The sequence below is a fragment of the Pantoea sp. R102 genome (assembly GCF_004916815.1).
GTDB lineage: Bacteria > Pseudomonadota > Gammaproteobacteria > Enterobacterales > Enterobacteriaceae > Pantoea > Pantoea dispersa.
Genome location: NZ_SDFT01000053.1, coordinates 1 through 17,309, shown reverse-complemented (window position 1 = coordinate 17,309; position 17,309 = coordinate 1). Strand labels below are relative to the sequence as shown.

Genomic DNA, 17,309 nt, shown 5'->3' with positions numbered 1-17,309 from the left:
TGCGCCTCCGGGATAAGTGTTATTTCTGAATGATCTCAACCGTATGGTTTTGTCCATCATTCTTCAGCGGTATTCTGTCATCAGAGAGGAGAACACCATCCAGTGTCACGCAATATTCTGCATCGCCGCGTGAGACACTAATCTGATAATGGCTTTCGGCATACTGATAGGCCATAGAAAAAGACGGCCACTCATCCGGTAACCGGGCATGAACAGTAAAGTCAGCGCCGGTGCGTTTTATCCCCAGTAATTCCTCGGTAAGCAAACGCCAGGCCCAGCCAGCAGAACCGGTATACCAGCTCCATCCTGCGCGTCCGGTATGGGGAGCGACGCTGTAGACATCAGCACTCATGACATAAGGCTCAGCTTTATAAATCCCGACAGAGTCCGCATTCAGAGTATGATTTATAGGGTTGAGCATTGACCAGAGTTGCCAAGCACGTTCGGCATTCCCCATCCGGGCAAATGCCATCACGGCCCAGATGGCGCCATGAGTATACTGCCCTCCGTTTTCCCGCACACCGGGCAGGTACCCCTGTATGTAACCTGGATTTGGACCGTGTCCATCGAAAGGAGGCGTTAACAGTTTAATCAGTCCCCCTTCGTTATCCACAAGATGCTTATCCAGCGCCCGCATGGCCTTTGCACACCGCCCCGCGCTCGCGGCCCCGGACAATACAGACCAGCTTTGCGCAATCGCATCAATCCGGCAGTCCTGTGAGGCTTTCGACCCCAGGGGAGTACCATCGTCAAAATATCCGCGCCGGTACCATTCACCATCCCAGGCGTGGGCTTCGAGATTGCTTTGCAGGCGCAGAGCCTGTGAACGGCACATCGAGGCGACACTTTCATCCAGCCTGCGCTCCGCCAGCGCAGCAAACCGTTGCAAAATATCGTACAGGAAGAAGCCCAGCCAGACGCTTTCGCCTTTGCCTTCGATACCCACCCGGTTCATCCCGTCATTCCAGTCACCAGCCCCCATCAGCGGCAGGTCATGCTCCCCGAACCGCAGCCCATGTCGAATAGCTTTGACACAGTGTAACCAGAGAGTCTCTTCGGTGCCGCTGATGACCGGCGTGTCATAGACAGACTCTTCACCAGGCTGAAGCGGGCGTCCCTCCAGATAAGGAATGCATATTCCCAGAGCATCCATATCCCCCGTCGTTTCAACATAGTGGCAAACGGCAAGCGGCAGCCACAGGTAGTCATCGGAACAACGGGTACGGACACCGTTGCCGTGTGGCGGGTGCCACCAGTGCTGCACATCCCCCTCGATAAACTGCCGGGAGGCACAGAGTATTATCTGTTCACGCATCCGGTTCGGATCGGCATGGCTCAGTGCCAGTGAGTCCTGCAGCTGATCGCGAAAACCAAATGCACCGCCAGACTGATAGTAGCCACTACGAGCCATAAGACGACAGGCTACCGTCTGATACAACAGCCAGCCATTAACCAGTAAATTTATGGACGTGTCGGGGGTGTTAACTACGATTTTATCGAGCACATTGTGCCAGTGATTATGAATCCGGTTCAGCTCCTGGCGGACCGTATCCTCGTTCATGTAACGGGCCAGCGTCTCCTGAGCATAAACATCATTCTCCTCTGCGCCGAGGATAAAAATAAATGTCCTCTGGTCCCCGTCAATTAATGTCACCGCCGATTGCACCGCTCCGCAGGGATCCAGACCGGCCCCCGTCTTACCAGAAAGCTTTTGCAGTTTCATGGCCGACGGGGCGTGAAGGGAACCATTACGGCCAATAAACTCCCGGCGGTCCCCTGTCAGAGAACAGTCATTACCGCTGACGGCAAAAAATGCAGTTCGACCGCCACCATTATCACCATAAAAGTTGTTCGCAAGCACCCCGCAGCCGCCGGGCGTTCTGGCCACATGTGTCACAATGTGAGGAGCTGAGAGAGTTCGTGTTTCTCCGAGCGTCCACTCTACATAGCCTGTGACGGAAAGTTGACGTGTCCGTCCCGAAGAGTTACTGAGCGTCAGGAGCACCAGTTTAACCGGATCCTCTTCGGCAACCAGGACCGTCAACTCGCTGTCGATACCACTCTCTCGATGGGCAAAAACGCTGTAGCCAAAACCATGGCGGGTCAGGTAATCACCGTTTCCGCGAATAGGTAAAGCCGTTGGCGACCAGCACTCCCCGCTCTCTTCATCGCGCAGGTAAAATGCCTCGCCGCTGCGATCGCTCACCGGATCGTTCTCCCACGGTGTCAACCGGTATTCATGTGCATTCTCATACCAGGAGTAGGCCTGTCCTGCCTCTGAGATCACGCTGCCAAAACGGGAATTTGCCAGTATGTTCGACCAGGGAGCCGGTGTAAGCGCATTTTCCCGAAGGACGATCTGATACTCCCGCCCATCCTGAGAAAATCCACCGTACCCATTGAAATGGCATAGCTGACTGATATCAGGGCTCCAGTCCGTATGTTGATTACGTTCGCGCACAGCACGCGGAATGAATGCCCTGGCCGGCGATTTCAGGGTATGAATACGCTGATTAAGCTGCTCATTAATACCCTCAGCGCGGTCATCAAGATAAAGACAGGCCACGCTCATCAAAAGCAACTTATCCTCAGCGGAGAGATGCTCACCGTTGCGGACAAAAAGCCCGCCCTTTTTATCCAGCAGACTGGCTTCAGACCCGGCATAAATTAACTCCATAATCTGATTTTGTAATCCCTGCTGGTAGCCGCCGGGGCTGTTATTCAGGATAACCAAATCAACATCCAGCCCTTTCTGTCTCCAGTAACGGTGTGCCTGAATCAGTGTTGTCACTGAGGCAATACTTTCTTCGCTGGTTATACTGAGCAGCACTATCGGCAGATCGCCTGAAATTGCCCAGCCCCACAGACCGGACTGACCACGCCGGTTGCGGCTGATCACCAGACCTTCGGCGCGAAGCTCCTGGGCAGGGTAAAGCACAGCGCTGGCGAGACGATTAAACAAAGTTGCATCATCTTCACTGGCATTCATCTGGCGTAATACCACCAGACTGTGAGACCAGGCCAGTTCAAAGACGCGATCGGCAATAGGGTAATCGCGATATTTTTCCAGCAGCGCCAGGCTCTGCTGGCGGGTCTCGCTGATACCATAAATGATATCAATCGTGACCGGATGCCCCGGTTGTAGAGTGATGGAGTGACGTATTGCCAGTATCGGATCCAGCACTGACCCCGACGTGTTGCTGAGCGTCCCTCCCGTCTCTATTGCTAGGGCATCAGCAGGGTTTCTGCCACGACCAAGAAATTTTGCCCTGTCCGTTTCAAACGAGACGTTATGTCGGTTATCGCCATGCACCACCATCATGTGAAACAGGCAGGGGCTCGCTTCATCCGGAGAGCGCGGGCGCCGGTGGCAAAGAATGGCGCCACGCTCAGGATCCAGCTCAGTCTGAATAAACAGATTGCTGAATGCAGGGTGTGCCAGATCGCTGGCATCAGGTGCCATTACCACTTCAGCATAGGTTGTCAGTTCCAGAGAGCGGGGCTGGCGACCACGATGGATCAGTGTGAGCCGTCGCAACTCAACATCATCCTCCGGGGAGATCACCACCTGAGTTTTGACGCTAAGTTCTCCGAAGGTGCGTCGGAATTCAGCCCCCGCATCGGTGAAGAAAACTTCCTCGTCTTGTCCGCTGAAGTTGCCTGTCGGTTGCCAGGTATTGCTCCATACATCCCCCGTCTGTGTATCACGGATGTAGCAGAATGCTCCCCAGTTATCACGGGTGGTATCACTGCGCCAGCGTGTGAGTGCAATATCATTCCAGCGACTGTAACCACCGCCGCCCGCGGTCAACATCAGATGATAATGGCCGTTGGACAGGAGTTGAATATCAGGAGCTGGTGTATCCACGCTATAGAAAATACGGGGTTCATAGCGAACGGGTTTGACCCTGCCCTCATGAGATTCAAAGTGACGGCGCGGACTGTACAGATCGACCGCATCCGGCACGCGCTCCTGTAACAGGAGACTCGCTGACCTGAATACCGTACTGGACATAAAGCGTTCAGTCATGGGGGCGTCAAGTAGCACATGAGCCAGCGCCTGAAATGCCATACCCTGGTGATGCGCCATCCAGGACTGTACGACCGCATAAAGCTGGCCGGTTGCAAGACGTGAGGGGGTATAGTCCAGCGCTTCATAAAAACCGTATTCGCCGCATGCACCATTTTTTTGCAGCCTGAACAGGTTCTCACAGGCTCTCTGTGGGGAAACCATCAGCGCCAGCAGTGTGGCGTAAGGAGCAACAACCATGTCATCGGCAAGCCCCCTGCGCAGACCAAGACCCGGTACGCCAAATGCCTGATACTGATAATTATGCTGAACATCAAAAGCATGATAACCAGACTCTGAAACACCCCATGGTACCCCGCGTTCTTTCCCCCAGTGAATCTGGCGCATAACCGCCGACTGACTCATTTCATCGAGCAGGCTGCCGGGCCAGGTGGGCATCACCAGATTCGGCATCAGATATTCAAACATGGACCCACTCCATGACATCAGGGCAGTTTCATTATCAATCGTGGTAAACAATCGCCCCAGCGCGTACCAGCTTTTAAGAGGTAACTGATTAGTCGCAATGGCAAGAAAACTGGTCAGGCGGATTTCAGACGGCAGGAGATCGTAGTGGCTCTTGTCAGGCGTATTCGTGTCACAGTTATAACCGATACTGAGCAGACTGGTTGCTTCACTGTACAGAAAGGCGAAATCCATCCTCGCATGCTCATCCAGCCGCTGTTCTAGCTCGGTGATAATATTGAGTCGCATTCGGGCCTGCTCCGTCGCTGACGACTGTGATGTTCCTGTACCGGTTGATGTCTGACGGGCAAGCTCGCTCAGCGTCGGCAGCGTCTGTTCGTTCCACGATACAGGTAACCAGCCAAGCAATAACGACCACTCATTGCAGAACTGAACCAGTTGATTCTCCAGATGTCCTGCCCAGCGAATCTGAAGGGGCGACCCCTGATGACATAACGTGGACAGATGGTTGCACTGGATGCTCATGTTTTTCAGTTCACTGAAAAATGCCTGTGGAGAGAGTGACACCGCGCTCAGGCAGTGTTTGCGCAGCAGTCTCAGGTTGTCAGGTGGGTTCTGACCCCACTGTTTTTCCAGAATATCCAGCGTATCGTTCAGTCCTGCCAGTATCTGTTGGCTGTTTAAAACAGGCTGATGACGCATGGCGGACAGCCCTGCACGCAGCGTCAACAAATGCCCGGCCATATTGCCGCTGTCGACGCTGGAGATATAGCGTGGACTGAGGGGGACCAGCGTACGGGTGTCATACCAGTTGTAGAGATGGCCCCGGTAGTGCTCCATTTTATCCAGCGTGTCGAGCGTGAGCGACACGCGCCGGAGCACCTCTCCGCCAGGCAGGTAGCCAAAGTCCCATGCCGTCAGGTTAGCCATAAGCGAAAGACCAATATTGGTAGGGGAAGTTCGATGTGCCACCCTCGGTTGTGGTATTTCCTGATAATTATCAGGCGGAAGCCAGTTCTCTTTTGCTGTGGCAAAGGTTTCAAAAAAAGCCCAGATTTCACGGCTTGTCTGGCGTAACAGCTGTTTTTGTTTCTGATTTGGCGAAAAAACCTTACGCACGGGCTGGCGACTCAACCAGCTCATCAGCAGCGGTGCCACGCACCATAACAAACCGATCGGCAACGCAATCCACAGTAGCTGGGGGGCAAATTGTCCGGTCAGTATTATCAGCGCCACGCCACCGACAACATTCAGCCACATCGCCTGATAAAAACGTGCAACAGTGGGTCTGGCCTGATTGCTGTCCTGGCTGTGGCTGACCCACTGGCTGAGGTGACGCCTGCTTATCCCCAGTCGCCATAGCGTCACGGCGATCGCTTTCAGTGAATAACCGGCTTCGTGCGGCAGTATCGCAACATTAAGACCGATTCCAGACAGACGCTTCAGCGCGCCCGACCCCACCAGTAACAGATGCGGCTTCAGGCGGCGGCGCAGAGGTTTATGGAGAAGGTCATGGGTGATGCATAGGATGGCTGGCAACAGCCAAATCAGTGATAAGATGCCCAGCCAGTAAACCGGATTGGGTACCCCAAGCAGGGTGAAGAACAGCAATACAAGTAAAGAGGGAGCGACCAGACTGCGACGCAGATTATCAAGTAATTTCCAGTAAGAAAGCGCAGTCAGCGGATTCCTGGCCCGGGCTCCATCGGCTTTTCGGACACGTGGTTTCAGCCAGTTAAGCAGTTGCCAGTCGCCCCGGATCCAGCGTGAACGCCGCGCAACATCCGACAGATAATTATTAGGGTACTGTTCGTAGAGTAACACCTCACTCAGCAGACCCGAGCGCGCATAGCACCCTTCGAGTAGGTCATGGCTGAGAACCAGATTTTCCGGGCAGGTGTTGGCAGTGGCCTGCATAAAAATGTCAACATCGTAAATCCCTTTGCCCACGAACGATCCTTCCCCAAAGAGATCCTGATAGATATCCGAAGACATCATCGAATAAGGGTTATTGCCGGGTATGCTGCTTCGCAGGCCTGCGTAACGCCCCTGACCGTTGCGTGGTATCTCCTCCGCAAGACCGGGTTGTAAAATACCAAATCCTTTGACCACCCTCTGGCGTACCGGATCATACTCTGGCGTATTCAACGGATGGGCCATCGCCGCGACCAGTTTGTGAGCCGTATCGCGCGGCAGCACCGTATCACTGTCCAGGGTAATGACGTATTTAATGTGACCCGGTAAAATGTGGGCAGGCATGTCTGCAACGCTGACGAATTGCGTCCCCGGATGGCGCAACCAGCTGTTCAGTAACGCCAGTTTTCCCCGCTTGCGTTCATAGCCCATCCACATTCCTTCCTCGGGGTTCCATTCAGGCTGGCGGTGTAACAGATAAAAACGTGGTGGATCGGAGGGGTAGCGCCGATTCAGCGCCTGCGTATCGGCGATCGCCTGTCTGAGCAGCGCGTGACTTTCCGGCGAGGGTTCATTTTCAGAATCAGCAAAATCAGTGAGCAGCGCGAACCTGAGATTTTCGTTTTCATTCCCAAGCCAGCAGACTTCAAGACTGGAGAGGAGCTGGCTGAAACTTTCGTGGCTGGTCAGCATGCAGGGGATGACGACCATGGTGGCACTGTCAGCGGGAATTCCGGTTGAAAAATCCATCCCCGGCAAGGGGCGAGGAACGCGAAAACGGGTGGTTGCGTCACTGAGTAAATCACTCATTAACTGAGTTAAAGCGATAACCAGAGGCAATATCACCGCGATTAACAGCCAGTCTGCGCCCTGCATGGCAGTTTCGTGCAATATTGCCGCGGTCGCTGCGGTTGTCAACAATGCCAGGCTGCCAAGCCATGACAGCAGGGTTATTCTGTTGAAACTGTGCCGCAAGCGTATGAGTCCTGAAGTGTCTGCCAGGAGATGAATTTCCAGCGTCTGTCGACCTTCGCCCGCGAGATAATAACCAACATGATGTTCCGGTGTATTGGGTGCTTTTTCCTCTGAAAGCGCCAGCACCCTGTCAGCAACCTCATGCTCGCTGAGACCACTGTCTCTGGCCAGGATCTCTACAACGTGGCGGTAATGATCCCGGGTATTGAAGTGCATCCGGGGATAGATCCCGGCAGGATCATTGCGTAATGCCTGTTCAACGACGCTTATCGTTTCGGCGAGATCAGCCCAGTCCGTTTCACTCACTAATCGGAGACCCGCGATGCTGTTACTGACAGACAGCTGGCTGGCGGCAAGCTGTTGATTGAAACTATGTATGAGAACGTCGGTGGTGAGCCCCTGTTCCCGAAGGCACTGATCAACCCAGGTCAGAGGTAACGACAGCGCGTTGCCATGCCCTTGCAGGCGCCGCATCAGCTCTGCGACAAACGCGCTGGTTAACGGGGGGCGGGAGCGCGCCATATCAGCAACCACCATGATTAAATTACCAGGTGCACTCTTTGCACATTCGAAAATCCTGGTTATCCACGTATCGGCAAGGTTTCTGTCCTGCTGCGCATTTATCACTTCCATGCTGATACGACGAAGATTTTCAATCAGCGCCAGGCGCAGCATTCCCGGTAGTGCCCAGACTTCACCTAGCGTCAGCGGTGTCACCTGTTGATAGGCAGTGAGATAGCTGGTCAGGCTCGCGGCATCCCAGCGGCCATCACCGTGAGCAACTGCCTCTAATGCGATATGATAAATTCGTGGGCAATTCAGTGGCGATACCAGCGACGGGAGACCTTTTCCAAAACTTTTCGGCAAGTGCTGGCGGACGGTACGGATTTGTTCCTCAATAAGATAATAATTGTCCAGCAACCATTCACCGGCGGGCATGATACTGGTCTTTTTACCCGCGTTAAGCTCATAGCAGTTTTGGGTGATGACGTCCTCATTGTCGCCAAGCCGTTTCAGAAGATAATAAGGATGTTTATCCGGCGATACTTTATGAGTCTGCGCCAGCTTCTGACCGTAGCGCTCCATCTGGACGGTCGAAAAGAGTTCTGACCGCGGTGTGCTTTCACTCGCAGGATCGTTCGCCGAAAACGTTACGTTTTCGGCAGCATTCATCGGAATACGGGGGCGGTTAAACCACGCTCTTGGGTTCATTTTCATAGCATTGCTCTGATGCGACGTTAACGCGCAGGAGCAGTTGCGAAATCAGTTCAGAAACGTTCTCTCAGGATGGGCGTCAGGCATCAGGGATTTAACAGCTGCCGGAATCTAACATAAGTATAGGACATGGGCTCTGATCTGCGGTTTTACTCGAACTGGCGTTGGAAGATAAACAGAGATTTACATCCGGGGCAAAGCATGGCCTGGTTGAGCCGGATTTTTGACAACGGTTGTGCTGATTTTAAGCCACAAACAGGACAGGCAGCAGTGGCAGTGGACGCACTGCTGAAGAGTTTCATTGCGTAATTGATAACAGACATAACCATTAACCTTTCAATGAATGAGCTTCACCGTACCACATGTGGTTAAGTTTTAATCTATTTATTTTGACACACTGAAAATCAGGAAAGATAAATGTTCGCAGCCACAGGCCCCCTGAGACCGTTTATCCGGCAAAATTCTATGCGGCTTCCAGGGATGAGTAATTCTGATTCGCGGGAGTTAACGGCTGAAATGTGAAGCAGAACGTCTTTTCGGCCATCAGATGGGATGATGAGGCCTTTACCATCTCCTCTTGATGGCAGCAAAGATATCTTTGTCCATTTTTCTGCACTTAATGGCGACAACTTTAAAACTTTATTTGAAGGACAGAAAGTTGAATTCGCCATTCACAGCGGTGACAAAGGTCCTGCTGCTGCAAACGTAATACTTTGCGATAAATAAATCATTGTGGATCTGCGATAACGATGAAGGATTATTCCTGAGTAGACAGATCCATAACTTAAATTAGATGAAAGTCGTTTATTCTTAATATCAGGTCAGCATATTTTTTCGCAATTATGAGTGTGCTGACCGATGTAATGAAGTGCAGGACTGCTGCATAAAAGTCTGAAAGCAGAAGCTAACTGCTTGTTAAATAATAAAGTGCGTAAGAGGCGAGGCTGCCTCCGAAAGCATCACGTCTTTGCTTTTACCTTAATGGCATCTGCCAGTTAACATTCACGCGAGAACAAGGTAATAGAATATGATAAAAGTCCTTGTTTTCTTTAATGCTGAATCCTGTAAAGTCATGACAGTTCTGGAAGGTATATCCTCTATCAGGCAGTAATATCCAAACGGTGAAGAAACACATCTTCGGATTATGTCTGCAAGTTTTCCTTCCTTAACTGGCGATCATGGTATTGTTTACGTAGCTTCTGACAGGGAGTTAACGTCACAGGAGATACTTAATGCGGCCAGGAAATATTTATAGCATTTTTGTTATGCTCTATGCTTCACGTTTAACTGCATACTCACCCTATTTATCAGAAGCGAACAAAAAATGAGTTAATAACATTTATGGCCTGCTAACAGCAGGCTTTTTTTCACATTCAACTTTTTAGAACTTCCCTCTGAAAAGAGAGAATGATTCACTTTCCTCTGACAAAATGCAGGCTCTCTCGCCCTACCTACCATCTTGCCTTTTGTGAGAAATCTTACTAAGCGGCAGGGCTAATTAACTTATTGACTCTTCTGCTTTAAGTTTATCAGGTATGACTGATGCAACAAGACATAAGGATAAATGCGAGGATTTTGAGCAGCGTCGCGATGATTCACGTCGTAACCTGGAATTCTTTGGCGCGCCCCATGTTGTGCTGCTTTTTATGCCAGAAGTGGGCGATAACGTTCGTGTTGCGGGTGACATAGGTATGTACGCTCAGACGCTTCTGCTGTCTCTCACCGCTCCCGGGTTAGGAGGTATTCCGCAGAACATGCTGGGCTTTTATGCCGAAACCATCCGCAAAGAACTGCGTGTGGACCCCGCGTTGAAATTACTGTTCGGCATCTCTCTGGGCTACCCGGGCCGGGATTACCCTGCAAATCAAGACAGAATTAATAAAGCGCCCCTCGGTGAAAGTGTCATCTTCCATCAGTAACTGAAATGCTTTATTAAATGTACTGGCTAAGTGTCAGCCAGGATACCTAGAACTGAATAACATGCACAGCCCAATGTCCGCTTCTGGCACAAAGCGGACACTCGACATGAGCTTTCAGTGCGATCAGTAATGTCAGGCCTGCCACATATAAGCAAGCAGCCACTACCCTCCTTCTCCCCTCGCTTTCGAGCAACAAATAATTGCGATGTTTGCATCGATGATTTAAACCACTCGAGGCTGCCGAGCTGCCAACCCTACCGGCACAGCTCATCACCATTAGAACGTTTCGAATGAGATAAGCACAGCCTGGAGAAAACAGCCTTACTGAAATGCCACGTAAGCTGTTGTTTATTCCATTCTTCGTCACTTTTGTCATCATGGTCATGCTTTACCTTAAACTCTGCGTCCAGAGCAGCCCATAGGCGCTGCCCCCCTTAATTCTTCAACTTCATCTGTCTACTTTTGGTGGTGTTATAAAATCCCATCTCCTCTGCGATCTCAAAAATGCGCCAGTGAAAGGCACCACAAGTGGTTTGAATTTGACCAGGCAGCTCAACCTGGCAGGTGAAACCCAATTTTATTCATTAATTTCATAACTTTAACAACTGGTCTAATGACACCCCTGAAAAAAAAGTGTACAGGTGATCTTAAAAATTAATCATCATTATCAATAAGTTAAGGGACCTGCCGCCGCCACCATGAAAATGCAAAAATCAGCCGTTTTCCGCGGGGCCGCCGCCTCGTGGACAGGGTACCCCGCCGGGAGGACCCGCTCATTTTTTCACGTCCTGCCGGCCACAGTGGCTCACCATCAAAAGGCTGGTGGTCGGTTTAGAAAATGAAAGTCAGGTCCGAATGGGTTTTACCCAGATAGTGCAAAACCTTCAGGTTGTTGCAATAACTTCTCAGAAAGGGGGGGCATTCAAACACAGCTTAAGCTTTTGATTTGTTCGGGACCGTCACTATGTCTGCCATACGAGAGCTGGCAGCCAGAAGATTAATGAGTAACTCGCTGATTTTATTACGAGTGGTCACAGTGCCCCCCGGCGTCCTGACGGATAATCCGGCCCCCGTTTGAGGACCGCCCGGCTATTAGGCCTGGCACAGAGCACGTAAGCTGTTGTTTATTCCATTCTTCGCCACTTTGGTTCGCGTTTTAATGCTGCCTGTAAACTCGTATTCATGGCGGTGATAGATTTTGCTTACCTGTTTTGCATAGTTGTATCCCAGCAATTCAACGAGGTGATTAGCTGTGAACCAGATTTTACCGTCAACGTTATCAAAAGGTACGGCATTGTGATGGTAAAAATATCAGTTCATTCTTTTCGGATACCTACAGAAAAGTGAACCTGTCGCACAGAGGAACCGTCTTACAGAGATCCTTGCCTGTACGGATCCTCTCAGGCTCATCTTTTGTAAGCTCATGATAATAACTGCGCGTACGGGGCATAGGAGTCTATTAATTGCGAAAAAAACACTATTGTGGGGCCCGGTGCCTTCAAACTTTTCAATCGCTGCTCTACACAGATTGCAGCGTTTATTAGTCGCTAGATGCTTGTCGCTCCTCATTAAAACGCCACCATAATTCATGAGCTCACAGATATCATAAATTTCACAGTCCACCAGCCATTTCAAACTTTTTTATTGTCATGACTTTTCTTACTCCGTGGGGGCCGCATTCATGTAGGCTTGCTTGCGATACAGTGCATCTTCCGTTTGCTGGAATCAGTAATAGTCAATAGTAAATACTGCCTTGCTATTAGCCGAGCCGGGAGTTACCCGAGACTCGGTCTGATAGTAGCGTGCCTGCATTGGGATTGTATGCGTGCCCGGAGCGCCGCTGTCTACCGCTGTCTGATACGCATTATTCAGGTTAAACGGGACCGGTGAGGGGGCAGAAGCATCGCCGGTTGCCAGCTGAATACCAATTCCTCTGGCGCTATCAGCCGCACCATCTAACTTGATAATCCCCTGCAGCGCATCGATGGCACCGAAGGTCGGTGCAATGTTCATTGCAAAGCGGTTCAGCCCCCGCAGCCCTGGCGTAATGGCCCCGCCTACGATATAACCAGGAGAATTCACCGCGTCTGTGTAAGAGCCATAGAATGCCGGGCAGTCCGTCAGGGTAATGTTAAAGGGCTTCCACGGGGTGGTTTTTACGCTGCCGTTAAAATACTTGTCCATGCTGTAACTGCCCATCTGAACCGTTACGTCAGGCGTTTTACACGTGCCTGCAATGACGTTAATTGAACCGCTGAAATTTTCCCGATAGGCTTCTTTTGGGAGCCCCGTTACGCTTCTTGAGCCTTTTACGTCAAGAATAAACGTTGGCAACTGGGCACCATCTATCCGACCGCCAGAAATCGGACCGGTCTTGACGAAGACCAGCGAGAAATTATTGCGGATCAGTGTTGGATTTGCGCCGAACTGAGTCGATGGATAAGACCATTTAAACATGGGCGAAATGCCTAGCGGCTGACCCACACTTGCTGCGTTACCATCTTCATTAATCACCGCAACGCCAATACCTGGTACAGACGTCTGGTAAAGCATGCCTGCGTACTTTCCGCCCCAGCCGGGAACCAGCCCTGGCGTGCTCGTTACGTGTACATACTGTTCAATATCAAAGGGCTGTGCAGAATTGGTTGTGTGGCAGATAAGGTAAGGCGTCCTGCTTCCGTCTGTTGTTATCCGCTGCCGATGAACAATGGTATCTACAGGCACATCGGCTCCTATCGTAATGTTCGGCGCCGTTAATGGGACGGTATACACAAGTGGACCCTGTCCAGTGGCAAAGTCACAGTCGTCAGCATGAGCTGCGAAGGCCATCAGCCCGAGAGACAGCGCTATCGCGTATGAAAAAATATTCTTTATCTTGTTCTTGTCGGCTTTTTCAGTAGATTTCATTTCTTAACTCCTGCGGGCTATCCGCTAAATTATTTGCAGATGCCTGTTATTTCATTCAGTACGCCCGGCTTTTTGCCTTTACTGGCAGGAACACGGTACTGAATCGTGCATTTACCCTGAGCGCCTTCAGCCCAGCTCACCGTCAGGCTGCCACTTTCCTCTTTCACGCGGGCATAAAGCTGCCCCCCCTGGCCGACGCTGCCTACGCGTTCACCCCGTGAGTTCTGTACGTCAGCCCCAAAGGGAAGCGGTTGTCCTTTGAAGCTTCCGCTGATTAACAGCGGCATGCCTTTCTGGCTGTTGAAGTTAACCTTCACGACAGCACCGGCCCAGGGTGCGACGCGCTGCTGTGTATTCTCGAGCTCGATATCCTCAGGCGCATTTTTAGGATCAATCTGGATATCGTTGAACTGATAGGGGTTGAGATACGGCACGGCCGCATAACCGAAGCTGTCAATCTCTATACCCGGATAGCCTGACACCTGAGCCCCTTTCGCGCCTTTTGCCTCAACCAGAGCCATGGTTTCGCCGGTGTAAGGTGATAACGTCACACCGCCAGCGTGCGCAACCAGCGTGCCGGATGCACCGAGTGAAGTACTGCGATAGCCAGCGCCTTTCGAGATACCACCATTAAAGCTGGTGACGGGTGAGCGATACTGCCCGTTCAGTGAACCGCTGTCTCCGGCACGCACGTCATGACTTGCGGTTGCACTGTAGCCATACTGATTACTGTCTCCCAGGTTCCCTGACAGGGTGGCCTGCTGCGCGTTACCGCCGTTGCTGTCGCGATTCCAGTCCATGCGCACATAAGGCTGACCGCCGTCCGATCGGCCCAGCGGGAAGCTCATGGAGAGCAGATAGGTGGTCTGCTGTGCTCCCGTTCTCGTCTGTGCACGCCCGGCGCTCAGACCCCAGCTGACCGTTTTATACTGATTGTTGTAGCCAAGCTGGTACTGCACGTCGCTGCCCGGCTGATTCCAGTAGTTCTGCACTGATCCACTGACATAAAACTGGCCGAAGTTTTCAGGCAGCGCCTGCGATGCGGTCAGGGTCGCGCGGTTCTTTGCCCGGTAGAGGCGATTAATATCTGTGCCGCGCTCAACGGCCTGTCGCGACTGCATCGCCGTGAGGAAGTCCATGTAGCCGGACGTGGAGAAGCGGTACGTCGCCAGCGACAGGTTGCTGCCGGTGTCCGTCAGGGTTTTGTTCCAGCTGAGGCGGTAGCTCTGACCACTCATGCTGCTGTCTTTTTTACCCAACTGCGTGGTGGCCTGAGTGACGTCTGCGGCCACGGCGCCGGCGGGCGTTGAAACGGCCGCTCCCGCCAGAATGGCGTAATAGTTTTCACTCAGCTGCAGGCCGCTATAGCCGGTCAGGGTGTTCGATAAACCGTACTGGAGGGTTCCCTGATAAAGGGCAGGGCTGTCATCAACGAGCTCACTGCGCAGGCGGCCCGCGGTCAGGGAGAACTGCGCATTACCCGGCCGTAAAAGCTGTGCGACCGCCGCATAGGGGACGCTGAACTGCTGCAGAGTGCCGTCAGCTTCCGTCACCGTGACCTGAAGGTCTCCACCGTAGCCGGTCGGATAAAGGTCATTTATCAGAAATTCACCCGGAGAAACCGTGGTCTCATAGATAACATTCCCACTCTGACGAACGGTCACGCGGGCATTGGTGCGCGCAATGCCTCGAATGTCAGGGGCATAGCCGCGCTGTGAGGCCGGCAGCATCCGCTCATCCGAACTTATCTGCACGCCGGTAAAGGGCAGCGTGTCAAAGAGCACGCCAGACGTGTTCGACTGACCTGCGAGCAGACGGCTACGCAGCGTGGTAAGGTCGCGCTGAACGTAAGTATTCAGGGCGGCATAGCCGTCCTGTCCGATACCGTGATTCCAGATACCGTTGTGACGCAGATACCAGCCGTCAACATTCAGGCCGGAGTTAATGCTGGCATACAGCGAATTATCACTGCTGCCGCGATAACTGTTTTGCCAGGCATTCAGGCCATAGCTGACAAACCCGCTGTTGATGCCGCGGTCCCAGAGCAGAGGGTCAACCTCACCACGGGCATTCTGACGCAGGTAACGCTGGGGTATAGAGAGCGTCAGTCGCTGCTCGTTGCTGTCGAAAGTTGCCCTTGCGTCAGGCAGAAGTGCCGCCAGGTCGCTGCACGGCTGAGGCTGCTTCAGTACCTGACGCATCGGCTCAGGCAGCTGTGAATCATTAAAAGAAATCGCGGCCAGAAGCTCAGGTGACAGGCAGGGGATGACGCCCTTATCCGTCTGATTAAACGTCACTTCCTGCAGAGAGAGATACTCTTCGCCCAGATAAACGGAAACCTGATAGCGGCCAGGGGTGGCACTGGAGCCAGCGGAGAAGCGGCTCAGGTCGTTGTTGGTGCCGCCAAATCCCTGCAGGAAAACAGGGTCAAACTCGACGTTTTTTTCGGCTTCCTCCGCCAGGGCACTGTCGCTTGCCACCAGTGCGGCGCTCAGAAGAGCCAGTCTTACTGCCCGGGCGAGCTGGCCTGCCCGCGGTGTGATGTTACAAACTGACATAGCCTGCCCCTGACTCCCGTAAAATCTCGTATAACGCGGAAAATAATGATTTATTTGATAACGACGTCGTTGATGACGATGGCACCGTAATCGTTGACCCACTGAATGCTCAGCGTTTTACCCCGCTCTGCGCCGGGAACGCTGAACAGTTCAGAGCCTGCCGGCGATATCATTTTTCCTTCGGCAGGCTTGCGGGTATCCCCTTTGATGCCCACCCGGACCAGCGAGACGTGATACTGCGAAGTATTCGCAGCCTTCACCTGACTTCCTGACATGCTCCAGACGAGCTGCTCAGCTGCCTGCGTAGGTGTTCCCTTCAGGCCGGAAGGGCGGAAGAAAACTTTGATGCGCGTGCGGAAGGCCATCTGCAGCATATTGTCTGCACTTTTCGCCTTGGCTGGTATTTCCAGCACGTTGAGCCAGAACACGCTTTCGCGCCCGGCAGGCAGCGCCTTTCCGGTATAGCTGATGCGCAGTGTCTGGCCTTTTTTGGGTTCGATGCGGTTAATCGGCGGCGACAGCAGGAACGGAACCTGCAGGGTCTCCGGACTGGCGTCACTGTTACCCTCATCGATCCAGCTCTGTGCCAGCACGGGACTGTCCCCTTCGTTGGTTAACTGCACAGAAATAGTTTTTTCCGCCTGCGGATAGATGACGCGCGTGCCACTAATCACAACGCTTGCGGATGAGACGGTGGAATAAGCGGAAAGGAGCGAAAGAAAAAATGCGGGTATCACCGCCCGGCGGGTAAGACTGAACATGATTCCCCCTCACGTGGAATAAGGGGCCGAGGCCCCGGGTTTTATTTGTACTGAATTGAATACACGACGCTGCTGACCACGGTGCCTGCGGTTGGTGCAGCCGTAGGGTAATATTGAACCGCGTATGGAAGAGTTGCGGTGCCGCCAGATACGTCGAGATAAGTGGTGTCAGTGATCTGCGCCGAGTCGCCGACGTTGATAGGGGCCAGCGTTGAGCTTGAGCCATCCAGTAACTCCAGTTGCACATTACTGGCAGTGCCTGAGCTGTTCAGGCGACCTGAAGTCAGGTCGACCGTCGGACCCGCTTCAAAGAAGGCGGATGCCGTGGTCAGCGTTCCGGCGCAGTTGCTGAGCGCCATGTTGAATTTGGTGGTGCCGCCGGGTACCCCCGGTGTTGCTAGATCTGCCACACTCAGGGTCGGCAGTCTTACCGTAGCGCTTGGACCTGAACCGTTAACGGAAACGTCACAGGTGGTGGCCGTGAGTTCACCATTAAAGTTAATGGTGCCTGTTGACGCAGCGTGCACGTTCGCTCCGATTGCGATTAACATGAGCGCTGACGCAG

General features: G+C 52.6%; 9 protein-coding genes and 1 pseudogene. 3 read left to right on the top strand and 7 right to left on the bottom strand.

What is annotated here, in order from left to right; all coding sequences use genetic code 11:
* Nucleotides 1–19 precede the first annotated feature (19 nt).
* The 3 genes from ERD80_RS07540 to ERD80_RS07535 form a co-directional block, all read right to left on the bottom strand.
* Complete coding sequence (locus ERD80_RS07540; protein ID WP_136546419.1) at nucleotides 20–8,602, bottom strand: glucoamylase family protein; 8,583 nt, start codon at nucleotides 8,600–8,602, stop codon at nucleotides 20–22.
* 146 nt (nucleotides 8,603–8,748) lie between these two features.
* Nucleotides 8,749–8,922 (bottom strand): YnfU family zinc-binding protein, encoded by a 174-nt coding sequence (locus ERD80_RS22830; protein ID WP_282183361.1) that lies wholly within the window; start codon nucleotides 8,920–8,922, stop codon nucleotides 8,749–8,751.
* 81 nt (nucleotides 8,923–9,003) lie between these two features.
* On the bottom strand, nucleotides 9,004–9,195 hold the full coding sequence (locus tag ERD80_RS07535; RefSeq protein WP_136546442.1) for a cold shock domain-containing protein: 192 nt from the start codon (nucleotides 9,193–9,195) through the stop codon (nucleotides 9,004–9,006).
* On the opposite strand from ERD80_RS07535, the gene ERD80_RS07530 reads away from it, so the two are divergent.
* The 3 genes and pseudogenes from ERD80_RS07530 to ERD80_RS07520 all read left to right on the top strand — a co-directional run bounded on the left by ERD80_RS07530 (nucleotide 9,152) and on the right by ERD80_RS07520 (nucleotide 10,518).
* Entirely contained in the window at nucleotides 9,152–9,325 is a 174-nt protein-coding gene (locus ERD80_RS07530) for a cold shock domain-containing protein (protein WP_136546417.1), read from the top strand. The genes ERD80_RS07535 and ERD80_RS07530 overlap by 44 nt on opposite strands.
* Before the next feature lie 301 nt (nucleotides 9,326–9,626).
* Nucleotides 9,627–9,854 (top strand): annotated as a pseudogene (locus ERD80_RS22825) (hypothetical protein).
* Nucleotides 9,855–10,134: 280 nt separating this feature from the next.
* Nucleotides 10,135–10,518, top strand: a complete 384-nt coding sequence (locus ERD80_RS07520; RefSeq protein ID WP_136546415.1) for a nitroreductase family protein — start codon at nucleotides 10,135–10,137, stop codon at nucleotides 10,516–10,518.
* A gap of 1,725 nt (nucleotides 10,519–12,243) precedes the next feature.
* On the opposite strand, the gene ERD80_RS07515 is transcribed toward ERD80_RS07520, so the two are convergent.
* The 4 genes from ERD80_RS07515 to ERD80_RS07500 form a co-directional block, all read right to left on the bottom strand.
* The gene (locus tag ERD80_RS07515; protein ID WP_136546413.1) at nucleotides 12,244–13,425 is read right to left on the bottom strand and encodes a fimbrial protein; all 1,182 of its coding nucleotides are present in this window, start codon (nucleotides 13,423–13,425) and stop codon (nucleotides 12,244–12,246) included.
* A 29-nt stretch (nucleotides 13,426–13,454) separates the two neighbouring features.
* Nucleotides 13,455–15,983, bottom strand: coding sequence for a fimbria/pilus outer membrane usher protein (locus ERD80_RS07510; RefSeq protein ID WP_136546411.1), 2,529 nt, complete (start codon nucleotides 15,981–15,983; stop codon nucleotides 13,455–13,457).
* A 50-nt stretch (nucleotides 15,984–16,033) separates the two neighbouring features.
* On the bottom strand, nucleotides 16,034–16,657 hold the full coding sequence (locus tag ERD80_RS07505; RefSeq protein WP_248295841.1) for a fimbria/pilus periplasmic chaperone: 624 nt from the start codon (nucleotides 16,655–16,657) through the stop codon (nucleotides 16,034–16,036).
* A 128-nt stretch (nucleotides 16,658–16,785) separates the two neighbouring features.
* Nucleotides 16,786–17,295, bottom strand: coding sequence for a fimbrial protein (locus ERD80_RS07500; RefSeq protein ID WP_136546407.1), 510 nt, complete (start codon nucleotides 17,293–17,295; stop codon nucleotides 16,786–16,788).
* Nucleotides 17,296–17,309: the final 14 nt, after the last annotated feature.

Excerpts from the sequence above, each read along its gene's own strand:
- ERD80_RS07540 (WP_136546419.1), bottom strand. The coding sequence starts at position 8,602 with ATGAAAATGAACCCAAGAGCGTGGTTTAACCGCCCCCGTATTCCGATG.
- ERD80_RS22830 (WP_282183361.1), bottom strand. The coding sequence starts at position 8,922 with ATGTCTGTTATCAATTACGCAATGAAACTCTTCAGCAGTGCGTCCACT.
- ERD80_RS07530 (WP_136546417.1), top strand. The coding sequence starts at position 9,152 with ATGATGAGGCCTTTACCATCTCCTCTTGATGGCAGCAAAGATATCTTT.
- ERD80_RS07520 (WP_136546415.1), top strand. The coding sequence starts at position 10,135 with ATGACTGATGCAACAAGACATAAGGATAAATGCGAGGATTTTGAGCAG.
- ERD80_RS07515 (WP_136546413.1), bottom strand. The coding sequence starts at position 13,425 with ATGAAATCTACTGAAAAAGCCGACAAGAACAAGATAAAGAATATTTTT.
- ERD80_RS07510 (WP_136546411.1), bottom strand. The coding sequence starts at position 15,983 with ATGTCAGTTTGTAACATCACACCGCGGGCAGGCCAGCTCGCCCGGGCA.
- ERD80_RS07500 (WP_136546407.1), bottom strand. The coding sequence starts at position 17,295 with ATGTTAATCGCAATCGGAGCGAACGTGCACGCTGCGTCAACAGGCACC.